The organism is Peribacillus asahii (assembly GCF_004006295.1).
GTDB classification, from domain to species: domain Bacteria; phylum Bacillota; class Bacilli; order Bacillales; family DSM-1321; genus Peribacillus; species Peribacillus asahii_A.
In genome coordinates this window covers 4,128,869-4,144,136 of record NZ_CP026095.1, presented here as the reverse complement: position 1 = coordinate 4,144,136, position 15,268 = coordinate 4,128,869, and the positions used below count along the sequence as shown (strand labels likewise).

At 36.8% G+C, this 15,268-nt stretch carries 15 protein-coding genes; 11 read left to right on the top strand and 4 right to left on the bottom strand.

Annotated features, from left to right (window positions below):
* The first annotated feature begins 38 nt into the window (after positions 1 to 38).
* The 7 genes from BAOM_RS20450 to BAOM_RS20420 all read left to right on the top strand — a co-directional run bounded on the left by BAOM_RS20450 (position 39) and on the right by BAOM_RS20420 (position 5,348).
* Positions 39 to 527, top strand: coding sequence for a Na+/H+ antiporter subunit E (locus BAOM_RS20450; protein ID WP_164853299.1), 489 nt, complete (start codon positions 39 to 41; stop codon positions 525 to 527).
* Positions 515 to 799 (top strand): Na(+)/H(+) antiporter subunit F1, encoded by a 285-nt coding sequence (locus tag BAOM_RS20445; protein ID WP_127761855.1) that lies wholly within the window; start codon positions 515 to 517, stop codon positions 797 to 799. The genes BAOM_RS20450 and BAOM_RS20445 overlap by 13 nt, the downstream gene beginning before the upstream one ends.
* Entirely contained in the window at positions 777 to 1,130 is a 354-nt protein-coding gene (gene mnhG, locus BAOM_RS20440) for a monovalent cation/H(+) antiporter subunit G (RefSeq protein WP_127761854.1), read from the top strand. Before BAOM_RS20445 ends, mnhG begins: the two co-directional genes overlap by 23 nt.
* A gap of 269 nt (positions 1,131 to 1,399) precedes the next feature.
* Entirely contained in the window at positions 1,400 to 2,434 is a 1,035-nt protein-coding gene (locus BAOM_RS20435) for an FtsX-like permease family protein (RefSeq protein WP_127761853.1), read from the top strand.
* A gap of 1 nt (position 2,435) precedes the next feature.
* Complete coding sequence (locus BAOM_RS20430) at positions 2,436 to 3,122, top strand: ABC transporter ATP-binding protein (RefSeq protein ID WP_127761852.1); 687 nt, start codon at positions 2,436 to 2,438, stop codon at positions 3,120 to 3,122.
* A gap of 172 nt (positions 3,123 to 3,294) precedes the next feature.
* A complete protein-coding gene (locus BAOM_RS20425; protein WP_127761851.1) occupies positions 3,295 to 3,975 on the top strand; it encodes a response regulator transcription factor in 681 nt (226 codons plus the stop codon).
* Positions 3,972 to 5,348 (top strand): sensor histidine kinase, encoded by a 1,377-nt coding sequence (locus BAOM_RS20420; protein WP_127761850.1) that lies wholly within the window; start codon positions 3,972 to 3,974, stop codon positions 5,346 to 5,348. Before BAOM_RS20425 ends, BAOM_RS20420 begins: the two co-directional genes overlap by 4 nt.
* Positions 5,349 to 5,577: 229 nt before the next feature.
* On the opposite strand, the gene BAOM_RS20415 is transcribed toward BAOM_RS20420, so the two are convergent.
* Positions 5,578 to 5,760 (bottom strand): hypothetical protein, encoded by a 183-nt coding sequence (locus BAOM_RS20415; RefSeq protein WP_127761849.1) that lies wholly within the window; start codon positions 5,758 to 5,760, stop codon positions 5,578 to 5,580.
* A 343-nt stretch (positions 5,761 to 6,103) separates the two neighbouring features.
* On the opposite strand from BAOM_RS20415, the gene BAOM_RS20410 reads away from it, so the two are divergent.
* The 3 genes from BAOM_RS20410 (at position 6,104) to BAOM_RS20400 (ending at position 11,078) form a co-directional block, all read left to right on the top strand.
* Entirely contained in the window at positions 6,104 to 6,883 is a 780-nt protein-coding gene (locus BAOM_RS20410; RefSeq protein ID WP_127761848.1) for an N-acetylmuramoyl-L-alanine amidase, read from the top strand.
* A 260-nt stretch (positions 6,884 to 7,143) separates the two neighbouring features.
* Positions 7,144 to 8,493 carry a 3' terminal RNA ribose 2'-O-methyltransferase Hen1 gene (locus BAOM_RS20405; protein WP_127761847.1) on the top strand — a complete coding sequence of 450 codons (1,350 nt, stop codon included), beginning with the start codon at positions 7,144 to 7,146 and terminating at the stop codon, positions 8,491 to 8,493.
* Positions 8,493 to 11,078 carry a polynucleotide kinase-phosphatase gene (locus BAOM_RS20400; RefSeq protein ID WP_127762666.1) on the top strand — a complete coding sequence of 862 codons (2,586 nt, stop codon included), beginning with the start codon at positions 8,493 to 8,495 and terminating at the stop codon, positions 11,076 to 11,078. The genes BAOM_RS20405 and BAOM_RS20400 overlap by 1 nt, the downstream gene beginning before the upstream one ends.
* A 65-nt stretch (positions 11,079 to 11,143) precedes the next feature.
* Here BAOM_RS20400 and BAOM_RS20395 read toward each other — a convergent pair whose 3' ends face one another.
* Genes BAOM_RS20395 through BAOM_RS20385 form a run of 3 tightly spaced genes read right to left on the bottom strand, consistent with a single transcriptional unit; the run spans position 11,144 to position 14,038 of the window.
* Positions 11,144 to 11,968, bottom strand: a complete 825-nt coding sequence (locus BAOM_RS20395) for an ABC transporter ATP-binding protein (RefSeq protein ID WP_127761846.1) — start codon at positions 11,966 to 11,968, stop codon at positions 11,144 to 11,146.
* A 13-nt stretch (positions 11,969 to 11,981) separates the two neighbouring features.
* The gene (locus BAOM_RS20390; protein WP_127761845.1) at positions 11,982 to 13,037 is read right to left on the bottom strand and encodes a FecCD family ABC transporter permease; all 1,056 of its coding nucleotides are present in this window, start codon (positions 13,035 to 13,037) and stop codon (positions 11,982 to 11,984) included.
* Positions 13,037 to 14,038: a FecCD family ABC transporter permease gene (locus BAOM_RS20385; protein ID WP_127761844.1), complete on the bottom strand. Its 1,002-nt coding sequence runs from the start codon at positions 14,036 to 14,038 to the stop codon at positions 13,037 to 13,039. The genes BAOM_RS20390 and BAOM_RS20385 overlap by 1 nt, the downstream gene beginning before the upstream one ends.
* 198 nt (positions 14,039 to 14,236) lie before the next feature.
* Between BAOM_RS20385 and BAOM_RS20380 the strand changes: the two genes are divergently transcribed.
* Positions 14,237 to 15,229, top strand: a complete 993-nt coding sequence (locus BAOM_RS20380; RefSeq protein ID WP_127761843.1) for an ABC transporter substrate-binding protein — start codon at positions 14,237 to 14,239, stop codon at positions 15,227 to 15,229.
* The last annotated feature ends 39 nt before the right edge of the window (positions 15,230 to 15,268 follow it).

Below are 15,268 nucleotides of genomic sequence, written 5' to 3'. Positions count from 1 at the left end.
CTACTTTATATGATATATGATTGAAAGGGGGGAGTTCATTGTCTATCCAAGTATTAATTAATTTATTTCTTGCTGCCCTGTGGATGTTTCTCCAAGATGAATTAAGCATATTGACTTTTTTCAGCGGCTATTTAATCGGGTTAATTGTTCTATGGATTTTACGTCACTTTTTTGCTAAACCTTTTTATCTTAGCAGCTTTGTGGCTGTATTCAAATTGTTCCTTGTCTTTATTTACGAATTGATTACATCAAGCCTCCTTGTTATGCGGCAAGTGTTACGGCCAAAGATCAGTATTACACCTGGAATTATTACGTTAAAAACAGATTTAGAAGGAGAGTTGGAAATAACTTTACTTGCTTTGCTTTTAACATTGACTCCTGGTTCTGTCGTTTTGGAAGTATCTCAAGACGGGAAGGTCTTTTATATTCATGCGATGGACATTCCTGAATCAAGTGATGCAGTTTATCGATCACAACATAAATTCGAAAAGGCCATTAAGGGGGTAACACGCAAATGGTGGAATTAATTTTGATGAGTTCGTTGTTTTTGTTAATCCTCTCTATTTTACTTACTCTTTATCGGGTTATTAAGGGACCTTCGATGCCTGATAGAGTGCAGGCATTGGATGCGATTGGTATCAATTTACTTGCTGGAGTAGCAATTTTTGCTGTCCTGCTTAGAACGTCAGCTTTTTTAGAAATCATTCTGTTAATCGGCATTCTCTCGTTTGTTGGAACGGTGGCTTTTGCTAGGTTTATTGAAAGAGGTGTGGTCATTGAACGTAAGCCTGCCGATTGAAGCGATAGCGGTTATTTTGATTTTTACCGGAACGGTGTTCGCTTTTTTAAGTGCAATTGGATTAATTCGACTACCCGATGTGTACACGCGTTCCCATGCAGCATCAAAAAGTGCGACGCTTGGTGTACTTTGTGTCTTATTTGGGACGTTGCTCTATTTCTGGATTACAGAGGGCGTTTTTAGTGTCCGTTTACTTCTTGGAATCTTCTTCGTATTCCTAACGGCTCCTGTTGCAGCCCATGTGATTTGTCGCGCTGCTTATCGTTCTAATGTAGAATTGGCTGAAGAAAGTGTCCAAGATGATTTGAAAAAAGTGATGCGAGAAAAATAAAAAAATGAAGGGTTACTCTGTAATATTAAAGACAGGTGATTAATAGATACTTAAAATCAACATTTGTCTATAATGTTGCACATTATATTATATATGGTACATCACTATGCATATAGTGGTGTATTTTTTATTATAGAAGACCTCATTTAATACAACAACTACACTCTATATAAAATGATTCACAAATACATAATGTAATTTTCTGTTCATCTTCTGTTCACATACCGATTATAAACTAAGGATGTCAAAAAGAGATTGGAGGAATTAAGATGAACATTGCCTGGAAAGAAATAAAGAAAAATAAAATAAGATTTTTGATTTTAGGCTCAATCGTTTTTCTTGTTAGTTTATTAACATTTATAATATCAGGTTTAGCAAATGGATTATCTCAAGACAATGCTGCATTAATTAAAAATCTACCAAACGGACAGTTTTATATGACTAAAGATGCAAACGAAACTTACAACCTGTCAAGAATCCATAGCAGGATCCAAGATGAAATATTAAACAAACAAAGTGATGCTGTAGCTTTTTCAATTCAAATGGGGTTTTTAAATGATCATGAGGAGAAGCAACGAAGCATTGCCTTTGTTACTTCGACCCACTCAGAGTTTTTTCAAAATGTGAATAAAGGAGAAATCATACTAGACCGTTCTATGGAAGATGAGGGTATAAAAATTGGGGACATTTTAACGAATAATCAATACAATGGGCAATTTATTGTAAAAGGTTTTGTAGACCAAAGTAAATTCAGTCACGCACCAGTCGCTTATATCAGTGTAGAAGACTATAAAGAAATGTACAAGGTCAACGAAATGCAATTACTTTTCATACCGGGAGATGATTCCACACAAGTAGCAGCTGATTTACAATCATTTTCGAAGAATGAGTTCCTTAATACCATTGCGAGTTATAAAGCGGAACAGATGTCCTTGAATATGATTATTTGGTTTTTAGTTGTGATTAGCGGAATGTTATTTGCTATCTTTTTCTATATGATGAACGTTCAAAAAATAGGTTTATACGGAATCCTTAAAGCAATTGGTGTCAAAACGAGTGTCTTGTTTAAAATGATGTGGACCCAAATGGTTTTTATAACCGTCATTGCACTTTGTACATCCATTGCGCTTAGTCAAGTTTTTAACTTGATGGCACCTAAAGGAATGCCTTTTTATTTAACCCCTGAAGCCACCATTCAATTGTCAATCATCTTCTTAATAATTGGATTTATTGGAGCTACTCTTTCAGGTATACAAATAAAAAAAGTCGAACCATTACAAGCCATTCAACAAGGAGAGAGTTAATATGTCTATACTTACAATAGATGAAGTTAGGAAAACATTTATAAATGGTGAAGTGAAGGAAGAAGTCCTAAAAGGAATTCATCTCTCCCTGAGAGAAGGAGAAATAACCGCATTAATGGGGGCTTCGGGTTCTGGTAAAAGCACACTCCTAACTATAGCGGCTGGACTTCAACCTGCATCAGATGGGCAAATCATATTTGAAGGGGAGAATTTGACTACTTTGAATTCAGAGCGAGTTCGGAAAATACGCGCGAGTAAATTTGGTTTCGTCTTTCAATTTGCACATCTCGTTCCTTTTCTGACAGTTGAAGAGCAACTGATGCTCATGCTGGATGTGTCTGAATCGAAACTTGAGAAACGGGAACAAAAAAAAGAAGTGAACAAACTACTGAAATTAGTGGAAATGGATCATCGGAGAAATGCCTATCCATCTTCTTTATCAGGTGGCGAAAAGCAGCGTGTTGCCATTGCTCGTGCCATGGTCCATAAACCAAAAGTTCTTTTTGCGGATGAACCAACTGCAAGTTTAGATTCAAAAAGGTCTAAAGATATTATGATATTAATTCGAAATCTATCTAAAACTCTAAACTTAGCGACTTTAATGGTCACACATGACGAAGAAATGCTTTCTTATGCAGACCATATTATTAAAATGAGTGATGGACGGATTTTGCGAAGTATAAAATAAATTCATTCAATGATGATAGTAAAAGTATGGTATCTATTTATTAAGTGTATATGTATTTTAGTCATAGGAAACTGAAATTTTACCACTTAGATTTCCTTGCTTTTCAATCGTTAATGATTATAATGCAAGTAATTAAACATAGTCATTTTGAATGATATAGGAGCAAACATTTATGACAAGTATTCTAATTGTTGATGACGATATCAATATTTTAAAACTTGTAGATATTCACTTATCTGAACAGGGGTATAAAGTATTCCGAGCAAAAAATGGTATTGAAGCTTTGGAAATTCTTCAAAAGGAAATGTGTCATTTAGCTGTAGTTGATATAATGATGCCTTTTATGGACGGCTATGAACTTACGAAAGAGATTAGAGATAAGTATGATCTTCCTGTCATCCTTTTAACTGCTAAAAATCAACTTGAAGATAAGGAGCAAGGATTTTATGCGGGAACGGACGACTATTTAGTCAAGCCATTTGAACCGAAGGAATTAAGTTTCCGAATAAAAGCTTTGTTACGGCGATATGACAATCATTCAGACGAAAACATTATACGAATCGGAAGTACAACAATTAACAAAAAAAGTTATGAGGTTCAAAATGGAGACCGAACCATGCTTTTACCTTTAAAAGAGTTTGAACTTTTGTATTTTCTCATGTCAAATCCAATGCAAGTGTTTTCCAGAAGTCATCTCATTGAACAGATTTGGGGTTTAGATCATCAAGGAGATGAACGAACAGTAGATGTTCATATTAAAAGATTGCGAGAACGTTTTTCAAAATTGACAGAGGATTTTCAAATTAAAACAGTGCGTGGAGTCGGATATTCATTGGAGGCAAAACGCGGATGAGATCCCTTTATGTAAAATTTGTTGTGATTACCATTGGAATCATGATTATAAGTAGTGTGACTGCCTTTTTACTTTCTAATGCTTATTACCAACAAAAATTAAAGCCCTATAATGATCAAAAAAATACGGTAATCGCTCAATCTATCGCTTCGTTTGTGAACGATTATTCAGGTGTCGACCTCCAAGCCTATTTAGAACATATTTCTACCATTGGATATCAGATTTATTTGGTTGATTCTGCCGGTAATGAATCTTATTTTGGTGCATCTTTTAGGGATGAAACTCTTTCTGTTTCAACTAAAGAGTATGTGTTAAATGGGAATACCTATCATGGAATTCTTGATTTTCCAAATAAAACATTTGTAACTGGCTTTTTTGCAAATGAACTACAAAATACAATCGGTGTTCCGTTGGAATATAAAGAAAAAAACTATGCACTATTTATTAGACCAGATATCAAACTTCTCTTTAATGAAATGCACTATTTATTTGGTTCGATCCTTATACTATCTATCGCCTTGAGCATTGTTATGGTAGTATTTAGTACTAAGTATTTAGTAAAACCGATATCAAACCTAACGAAAGCGACCAAATCACTTGCAAATGGTCAGTTTAATGTAGACCTCTCAGTTACTCGTCATGATGAGTTAGGAGAACTGACTCATAGTTTTTTAAGAATGTCGAAAAAATTAGAACAAATAGATGACGTGAGGAAAGAATTCATCTCAAATATATCTCATGATATACAGTCACCACTTTCGAATATTAAAGGATATACGAACTTACTAGAAAATGAATCAATAAGCCAAGAAGAAAGAGGCCAATACATTTCAATCATTAACGGTGAAATTAGAAGACTTTCTACTTTAACAAAACAATTATTGCTGCTCGCCTCGTTAGATCGAAATGAGGATATTATGAAGAAGGAATCCTTCAACGTGGGTCAGCACATGAAGGAATTAGTTCATCATTACCAATGGTTAGTAGGTGAAAAAGGTATCATGCTTAGCTACTCCTTACCAGATATTAAGATTACTGGGGATCCATCCTTACTTAATACAGTTTGGGATAACCTTTTATCAAATGCCATTAAATATAATAAACCGAACGGTAGTATAGATATATCAATAGAAGATAAAGGAGAATTTGTCTCCGTAACTTTTGAGGATACAGGAATAGGGATGAAGGATACGGAACTAAAAAGGATATTTGATCGCTTTTATCGAGCAGATATAGCACGTACAAGAACTGTTGAGGGGTCAGGCTTGGGTTTATCGATTGTTGCTACAATTGTCAAACTGCACGGGGGGCATATTATTGTGAATAGTGAAGAAGCAGTAGGGTCTACTTTTATTGTAGAAATACCAGTTTAGGTAGGCGTAGAAAAGAGATTGCGAGGGATTCTACTTAAACTATATGGTGCGTTTTGGTGAAGAACACACGATAATTTTTGTTGTGGTAGTAAATGAGGTCATATGTAGTACAAAAAGGGATAGATAAGGCAGAATATTATCTGCTTTATCTATCCTTATTTTTTATCACATGTAGTGTGCAACATCCTATACAAATCTTTTAATACCATGTTGCCATATGCTTGTGTTATTATTTTCCTTGCTGTTTTCCAACCAGTCTAAATAAAATAATGCCGACAATAGAATCATAAGCTTCGGAAATGGTTGTGCTGTTATCAAGAAAAAAGCGACGTTCCAGTGTTAAATTTGTCACATTCATAATAGGTTTCATAATGAGCGGACATTTTGACGCTGGGGCTGTTCCAAAAGTCATGAAAGTAGCTTTCGGGGCAGCCCTCCCGTTTAATTGAACAATCATTCTTCTCAGATCATTACTTTTGTACCATCCTCAAAAAGTGTGTTTAAGGACAAAACTCTAGAAATCCAGCCAGGGAAATGTCCTTCATCAAAGTCATGAAGGACAAAATCGAGCAAAGGAATAGAGCTGTCCATTGGATTTTCGTTGATCCTTTTTATTTTGCGGACTTTTTAGACAGCCTCATGGTTATGTATAGTTCACTATATTTTTACAGATTTATCAATGCTGCGGAATAAGATTTCCGGAAGCCTAATCAAATGTAGTGAAATAAACATAAGGTATAATGAGGTGATTTCAAATGGTAAAAGTGTATCTTGATCCAGGCCATGGCGGTTCAGATCCAGGAGCAGTAGGAAATGGATTGCTAGAGAAAAACTTGACGTTAGATATTGCTAAAAGAGTTCGCGATGGGTTATTGAATAGATATGAAAATGTTTCCGTTAGGATGAGCAGAACGACAGACAAGGCAGTTTCTTTAGGAGCACGGGCTGATGACGCTAATCGTTGGGGAGCTGATCTATTCATCTCAATTCATATTAATTCCGGTGGCGGAACGGGATTTGAGGATTATATCCATCCAAATGCCAGCAAAAAAACAGTCAGTTATCGAGACGCTTTTCATAAGGAATTTATAAAGCATGTGAGTTTACGAAATCGAGGTCGGAAAATGGCTAACTTTCAGGTGCTGCGAGACACACAGATGCCAGCTATTTTGACGGAGAATGGTTTTATTGATCGTGCCAATGATGCGAACAAGTTAAAGAAGTCCAGCTTTCTGGATGACCTTGCTCTTGGTCATATTGAAGGAATTGCAAAAAGCTTGAATCTTCGACTGAAAGAGAATCAAAACAATGATGAAGAAGGCAATGAGAAAGATGATTCGACATTTCTCATTCGTGTCATCACACCGGATCTGTACTATTATAATAAGCCTGATTGGAATGCAAAAGTGGGCAAGGTACAGAAAGGGGAAGTTTTTACCGTTGTTGACACATTAACCGTTAATGGGTCTAAGATGTACAAGCTAAAGAGTGGAAATTATATAACAGCTTACTCAGGATATGTGGAAATCATCTAAGCTTATGATGTTCTATCAGAGTTTGTAGTTGAATAGTTGATAAATAGCTAAATTCGTAGATCAACTTGATAGATAGTTGGTGCAAAGTGCAGATGACGGATTAGTTCATGATAAAATGAAAAAACATCAAGCATTCACTTGATGTTTTTTCATTTTTAACTTGCCTGTAACGATAGCAACACTAAAAATAGATACGATGATTCACCCTTCTTTACTGTGTTATAATTACTTTTATTACCTTTTTTAAAAGGAGTGTTCCCATGCAATTAACGATTCGAGCTACGGGCGAAAATGTGAAAGTTATTTCATATTTATTAGCAAAAAACCCGAACAATGTATATGAACGGAATCATAAGGGGCATTTAGTAAGGCTTTTTTATAGTGCATGTAGTGAAAAGGAGTTAGATGTAACCATTTTTGTCACACCTGATTCATTGGAGTTGAAGCAGAATGGCTCTTATACATATGATATTACACATTATATTAACGATCGGGAGTTTGCGGTAAGTAGTATTTTTTGTTCTTTTATTCGACCGGCTCTTGGGACAGCACTAAATGGTCAGCCGAAAGAAGAATATAAGGAGTGGGTTAACCATTGTTTTCCTTTCGAATTCCAATTTGGACCTGTTTCCTCAACCCTTTCTGATGAAGAGATTAGAGCTCTTTTTGAACCGTTAGGGTATGAGACAGCTATTTCTCACGCTGAAACGAATTACTCTTTTCATTTGAAGAAAAAAAGTACAGCGAGATTCATTTCGTTAAAAGGCTCAACAACTTTACAACATGGACTTCGTCAGCTGTTTGTATTAATTCCTGTTTTAGATAATTATAAACATTACTATATTGATGAAAAAGAAATCGAGAAGATTGAACGATATGGTGAAGGATGGTTGGAAAATCATCCGTTGAAATCATTTATTTTACGCCAAGCTTTACGTTTTAAAGAAGTCTATAGCATCGTTCAGAAGACAGAAGAATCTGAAGAAAGTAAAGAGAAAACGGTGAAAATACGTCTTAATGATTTACGTTACGAAAAAATTATAGAAATGGTCAAAGGAATCGAACCAAGAAGAAGGATTGTGGACTTTGGTTCTGGAGAGGGAAAGTTATCACTAAGATTAGGGTTTGTGGATGGAGTGCAGGAAGTACTAGCTGTTGAACCTTCAGAAACAGCTGCACTTCAGGCTATAGAGCGGTTTGAAAAAGTTCGTCATCAAGAAGGATTTGTGATGCCGACACCATTATGGGGTTCCCTTTTTTATTATGATGAACGATTGAAGAATAAAGATATTATGATTTTATGTGAAGTGATTGAACATATTGATGTGTATCGATTGCCGAAGATGATGGATGCGATTTTGAATGAATATCAACCAAATGTGTTAATGATTACGACACCAAATCAAGAGTATAACGCGGTTTATAATCTAGGAGAACAGATTCGCCATCATGATCATCGATTTGAATGGACGAGAGCAGAATTTCAAACATGGTGTGTGGATAGAAATAATGGCAACTATGAGCTAACGTTTATTGGAATTGGCGAAGCGCATGAACAGTATGGCTGTCCAACCCAAATGTGTGTGTTTTCAAGGAAGGAGGTTGAATGATGCAAATTACACTGCCGTATGCAGGAATTGTATTACTTGTCGGACCGTCTAATAGTGGGAAATCTACGCTATTAAAAAGAATGATTGATAACGATTGTATTCTTGCTTCTGAAGTAGCTAGTTCAGATGATTTTCGAGTGTTAGTCAGTGATACCGAGTTTATCGATTATCAAAACAGACCGAAGGACGAGGCAGACGGCCTATTCGACCAATATCAACGTATTTCAAAAGAAGCCTTTTCGATGTTAGATTCGGTCGTTTCAGCACGGAGTCGGTTGAATAAACTGACGTTTGTCGATGCGACTCATCTTCATCCGGATGATCGAAAAAGATATATCGCGATTGCGCGAAAATATCATGTACCGCTTATTGCACTTGTGTTAGATATTCCTCAAGATGTTCTTTTAGCAAGAGATACACAAAGGGAAAATCCACGAGGGAAAAGAAGGATTAAACAGCAAGACCAAGTATTTAAGCGAGAAAAACGTTTTTTGAAAAAAGAAGGTTATACGGCAATTTACTATATTAATGAGACAAATGATATAACTTTTATGAGACGGAAAAATCCAATTGAACAAGAAACCGAGCATGGTTTAGATATTATTGGAGATATTCATGGCTGTTATGATGAAATGATTGCACTGTTAGAAAGGCTAGGTTATCAAGAAAATGAGGATGGATTATATATACATCCAGAAGGAAGAAAATTTCTGTCCATTGGGGATGTGATGAGTCGTGGTCCACAATCTTTGCATACGATGCAATTCTTCTTACATCATGTTCAACATCAACTCGCCTATATGATTGATAGTAATCATGGCTGGAAAATCGCTCGTTGGCTAGATGGAAAAAAGGTGACGTTACAACATGGCGATGAAAAGGTAGCTCAAGAATTTGAAGAGTACGAAGTAGGATATGGAGCAGAGCAGGCGGAAGTACTGAAACAGAATTTGAAGGAATTTTTGCTGAAGGCTCCTTCACACTATGTGTTTACCAAAAATGGTGTCCCGACATTAGTTTGTACTCATGCCGGGATTAAAGATGAATATATTGGGAAGCAATCTCGTGATATTAGTGATTTTTGTCGTTATGGAGATACAGATGTATTGGATGAAAAGGGGAAACCAAAGAGGAAGGATTGGTTTGTCCACCATCAAACAAGTACACTCATTGTTTGGGGACATGATCCAAAACCGCAGCCACTGCTTATTAATAATACTATTAATATTGACCAAGGTGTTGTGTTTGGAGGAAAGCTAACCGCATTTCGTTATCCAGAAAAGGAATTTGTATCGGTTAAAGCTGCTAAGGATTATGCTCAGTCTCCAGATAATCCGCTCGTAGAATGGGAAGCAAACCGATTGAACCCACCGAACATTGGTAAATTTATTAATGGATATTCAGTATTAACGGAACAATTAGGAGAAGTACGCATTCAGCAAGGAATTGTCAAACCGGCGATTGACGCAATTTCACATGATACAATTCCGATTGAGCAATTAATCTATATTCCTCCAACAATGAGTCCAACTCCAAGTGCATCTGTTTTAGGTGATTTTCTAGAGCATCCGAAAGAAGCAATTGACTATTATCGAAATCAAGGAATAACAACAATGGTTGCTGAGAAAAAGCATATGGGAAGTCGAGCTGTTCTCTTTTTATTCAAAAATGAAGCAGCAGCGGAAAAACATACGGGATTTCAAACATTGGGGACTATCTATACAAGAAGAGGCAGACGTTTCTTTGATGCTGCCACGGAGAATCAGATTGTTCGAAGGTTGAATCAAGATTTACAGTCTTATTTCGATAAATATAATACGGAATTTGTTCTATTAGATGCAGAAATTATGCCATGGAATTTAAAAGCGCGTGAACTAATTAGCAATCAATATGCTCATGTTGCCGAAATTGCCGTATTGGACCGAGCAACATTGAAAGGGAAGTTAGAAGCTGTTGCAGGAACAAATGAAGAGCTAAAGGCATGGCTTCAAGAGTATGAAGTAAAACTAGACCATGCAAAAACGTTTAAAGAAGTGTTTCAGAAATATTGTTGGGATGTTGACGGGGTAAGTAAGATTCAAATTGCTCCATTTCATGTGTTAGCTCATAGCAGTCAGACCTTCTTCAATCAACCGCATACTTGGCATATGGAAGTGAATCGAGAATTGGCTGAGCTTTCTACTATATTTGTTGAAACGGAATATAAAGTTATTAGAGATGAAGCAAGTGAAGCGGAAATCATTCAATGGTGGGAAGAGATGACAAGTGATGGACATGAAGGGATTGTGATTAAACCGGAATTCTTCATTGCTGAGAATCGGGGGCAATTGCTTCAACCAGCGATTAAAGTAAGAGGTCGAAAATACTTGAATATTATTTATGGTATGGACTATTTATTTCCTAACAATCTTGAACGATTGAAGAGAAGAAATACAGGAAAAAAACAAAAATTAGCATTAAAAGAGTTTGCACTAGGTGTTGAAGGGATACAAAGATTTGTTAATGGGGAATCGCTTGAACGGGTACATGAATGTGTACTTGCAACATTAGCAATGGAGTCGGACCCTGTTGACCCAAGGTTATAAAAAGAAGCACTGAACCTCCATTCAGTGCTTCTTTTAGTAAGCCGATTAAAGACAAGCTTTTTACATTATAAGGCATTTACATGTTGTATCCTATTTGCAATACGACGACCTTTTCCATAAGGAATACATAGGGGAGTGCCAAAGAGAGGATCTTGTGCAATTTGGCAGTCCATGTCAAAGACGTTTTTGACAAGATCAGGACTGATAATCTTTTCTGGTTTTCCTTGGGCAAAGACGGTTTGATTACGAATAGCTACGATATGATGAGCGTAGCGACAAGCGAGATTTAAATCGTGTAAGACCATGATGATGGTTCGCTGCTCTTTTTCATTAAGTTCAAATAGTAAGTCTAGAATTTCAATTTGATGTGTTAAATCGAGATAAGTCGTCGGTTCATCTAATAGAATGACTTCTGTATCTTGTGCTAATGTCATTGCAATCCATGCTCGTTGTCTTTGGCCACCAGAAAGTTCATCTACTTGTTTGTCTTTAAACTCACTCATACCTGTAGCTTGTAGCGCGTTTATTACTTTTTCTTCATCTTCTTCGGACCATTGCTTCAGCCAATTCTGATACGGATAACGTCCTTGTTTGACAAGCTGCAAAACGGTTAATCCTTCAGGAGCTGTTGGAGACTGGGGTAAAATGGATAACTTCTTTGCTACTTCTTTTGTCGGCAGTTTTGCAATGGCTGCACCTTCTAGAAGAATGGCACCGTTAGTCGGTTTTAATAAGCGAGCCATAGAACGCAATAAAGTCGATTTACCACAACCATTTCCACCAATAAAAACAGTGATTTCCCCTTTTGGGATGCTTAAATCTAATTCGTGAATAATGGTAGATCCACCGTAACCTAATGTTAAGGCTTGTGTACGAATGGCTTCTTTCATTGTAAAAACTCCTTTATCTTTTTTTGGTTCTAAACAGTAAATAAATAAAATACGGTGCACCAATTGCCGCTGTAAAAACGCCTGCTGGTACTTCAATCGGTGAAAATAATGTTCTTCCGAGAAGGTCGGCTAACATGACGAGCAATCCTCCGATTAAGGCTGAAGTCGGTAAAAGGACTCCGAAAGAAGAACCAACTAAACGCCGTGCGATATGAGGGGCCATTAACCCGATAAAGCCAATTCCTCCAGCGAAAGCAACAGCGCCAGCTACTAAACAAGTACTAATGAGTAATAATAGCAATCTGTTTTTTTGTACAGCGTTGCCGACACCTGCAGCTAATTCCTCCCCTAACTCTTGGATATTTACATCACGGGAATAGATAAAAGCAATAAGTAAGAAGATAGCTGTCCAAGGGAGAATCATCCATACTTGTTCCCAAGTAGCTTTACTTACACTACCAGTCGTCCAAATGCTTGCTTCACTAGCACGGTAAATAGGTCCAAGTATCATAAGTAAAGTCGTCATTGCTTGCATAAGAGCTGAAATACCGATACCAATTAACACAAGTCGTATCGGAGTTACTCCGTTTCGCCAAGCTAGCGAATAAACGGTAAATCCCACTAGTATCGCCCCTAAGAAGGCAGCAAGCGGCAGCCATTGAATACTGACTGTTAAAGAATGATTTTTGTCGCTAAAGATCGATAAAAATCCAACTACGGCTGCACCGGCACCTGTTGTAATTCCAATAATATCAGGGGATGCCAATGGGTTTTTAATCATTCCTTGAAGTATTCCGCCTGCGACTGCTAATGCCATTCCGGCAACTAAGGCAATGATGATGCGCGGTAAGCGAAAGTTTAAGACTACTAATCTTTCCATATCTGTTCCGCCGCCAGTAAACACGTGAAGGACGGTTAATGGACTAATCGCCATCCCGCCGAGTCCGGCACTAATAATGAATATTAATGCAGTCAGAATAAATAAAATACCTATTTTTTTAACTGCCTTTTTATCGAATAAAAAGGAAACTTTTCCGTTGAAAGCTCGAAATCCTCGATAGTTACTCATTAGTTTCTGAACCCCTTTCTTGCGATGTAAATAAAGAATGGAGTCCCGATAAAGGCTGTTATAACACCTACTGGTACTTCTCTTGGCATAATGATATATCGTGCTCCGATATCAGCTACCAATAGAAGAATACCTCCAAGTAGTCCAGCAAAAGGAATCAACCAGCGATGATCAGTTCCGATAAGTTTTCTTGCGACATGCGGGACGACAATACCGATAAAGCCGATTGGTCCTGCTACTGCAACGGAGCCGCCTGCTAGTAAAATAACAATTACAACGACCACGATTTTGACAATGCCTAATTTAAGACCTAATCCTTTTGCTACATCATCGCCCATCGCTAATACATTCATCTTCGGTGCAATGAGGACAGCTGCTATCCAGCCAATCAATAAATAGGGGAGAACAGCAATCAATAATTCTAGCTTTCTTCCTTGGACAGAACCAGCTAACCAAAACAGCACTTGCTCTAATTCTGCTTCATTGGCTGTAAGGATACCTTGTGTAAAAGAAGCAAATAAAGCGGCCATGGCTGCACCTGCGAGAGTGATTTTCAGCGGTGTTAGTCCATCATGTCCAGCAGAGCTAATTACATAAACAGCAATGGCTGCAAATCCAGCACCAAGAAAAGAAATCCAAGTAAATGTTTGCAAGCTTGCTGTATGCATAAAGGTAATTGCCAATACAACTGCAAATCCCGCTCCAGCATTAATACCTAAAATATCGGGTGAAGCTAATGGGTTTTTCGTTAACGTTTGCATCAATATCCCTGTCATAGCAAGTGAGGCGCCCACTGCAGCGGCAATTAAAGCTCTTGGTAAGCGAACATTTTGAATAATAAGATGTTCGTTCGAATCATTAAATTGTGTAAATGCTTCATATGCAGTATGAACGGATGTATTTGTATAACCAAAAACAATGCTCATACCGATACAGACTAGCAATAGTAGAAGTGCAACAATCATACCAAATAGTTTTGTAGAATTTTTAATCAGTATCATAGTTTTACCATTCTTTTCATTTTTTATTTCGGCAATGTCATATAACATGGTTTTTATTTACAATCAAAATATTTAATTTGTTATTGACAGTAGTTGCTCCTTGTTTTAGTATTAGTGAAGAACTTATATGATAACGATTATCAATATCATTATCATCAATGTTAATATCTTACCATATACATAGGAGGAAGAAAAGAGATGAATAAAAGAATTCAGCGATTATTATCTATGTTTGCTATACTAGCTGTCTTCGTTTTAGCCGCGTGTGGTAACACAAAGGATGAAGGAACAGAGCAAGCGGATAATAAAGAGAAGAAAGAAACAAGCTATACAGTTGAACATGCAATGGGAACAGCAGAAATTAAAGGAAATCCAGAGCGTATCGTTGTGTTAACAAATGAAGGAACGGAAGCTCTTTTAGCTTTAGGAATCAAACCGGTCGGTGCTGTACAATCATGGTTAGGTGATCCTTGGTATGATCATATTAAAGATGATATGAAAGATGTTGAAGTAGTCGGTTTAGAAAGTGAAGTAAATTTAGAGAAAATTGCGGCTTTAAAACCTGATTTAATTATTGGAAATAAGCTTCGCCAAGAAGCCGTATATGATAAATTAAGTCAAATTGCTCCTACTATTTTTTCTGAAACATTAAGAGGAGATTGGAAAGAAAACTTCTCATTATATGCGAAAGCTGTGAATCAAGAGGAAAAAGGAAAAGAAGTTTTACAGCAATATGATGATAAAGTAGCTGCGCTTAAAGAAAAACTAGGTGATAAAACGAATCAAGAAGTATCTGTTGTTCGTTTCATGGCTGGAGTGACTCGTATTTACTACACAGATTCATTTTCAGGTGTGATTTTTAATGAGTTAGGATTTAAACGTACAGAGCAGCAAACAGAGATGTTTAAGGCTGATAGTAAATTAGGTAATTTAGCTATTGAAGTAGGGAAAGAAATGATTCCTAAAATGGATGGAGACGTTCTATTTTACTTCACATATGCACCAGAAGGCGATCCAAATGCTGTAGCGACAGAAGAAGAATGGACAAATAATCCGCTTTGGAAGAAGCTATCTGTTGTTCAAGATGGAAAAACGTATAAAGTAGATGATGCTGTTTGGAATACAGCTGGTGGTGTATTAGCAGCAAATATTATGTTAGATGATATCGAGAAAATTTTCTCAGAAAAATAATTGTAATAGAAGTTAGACGCATTCCATAGTTTGGAATGC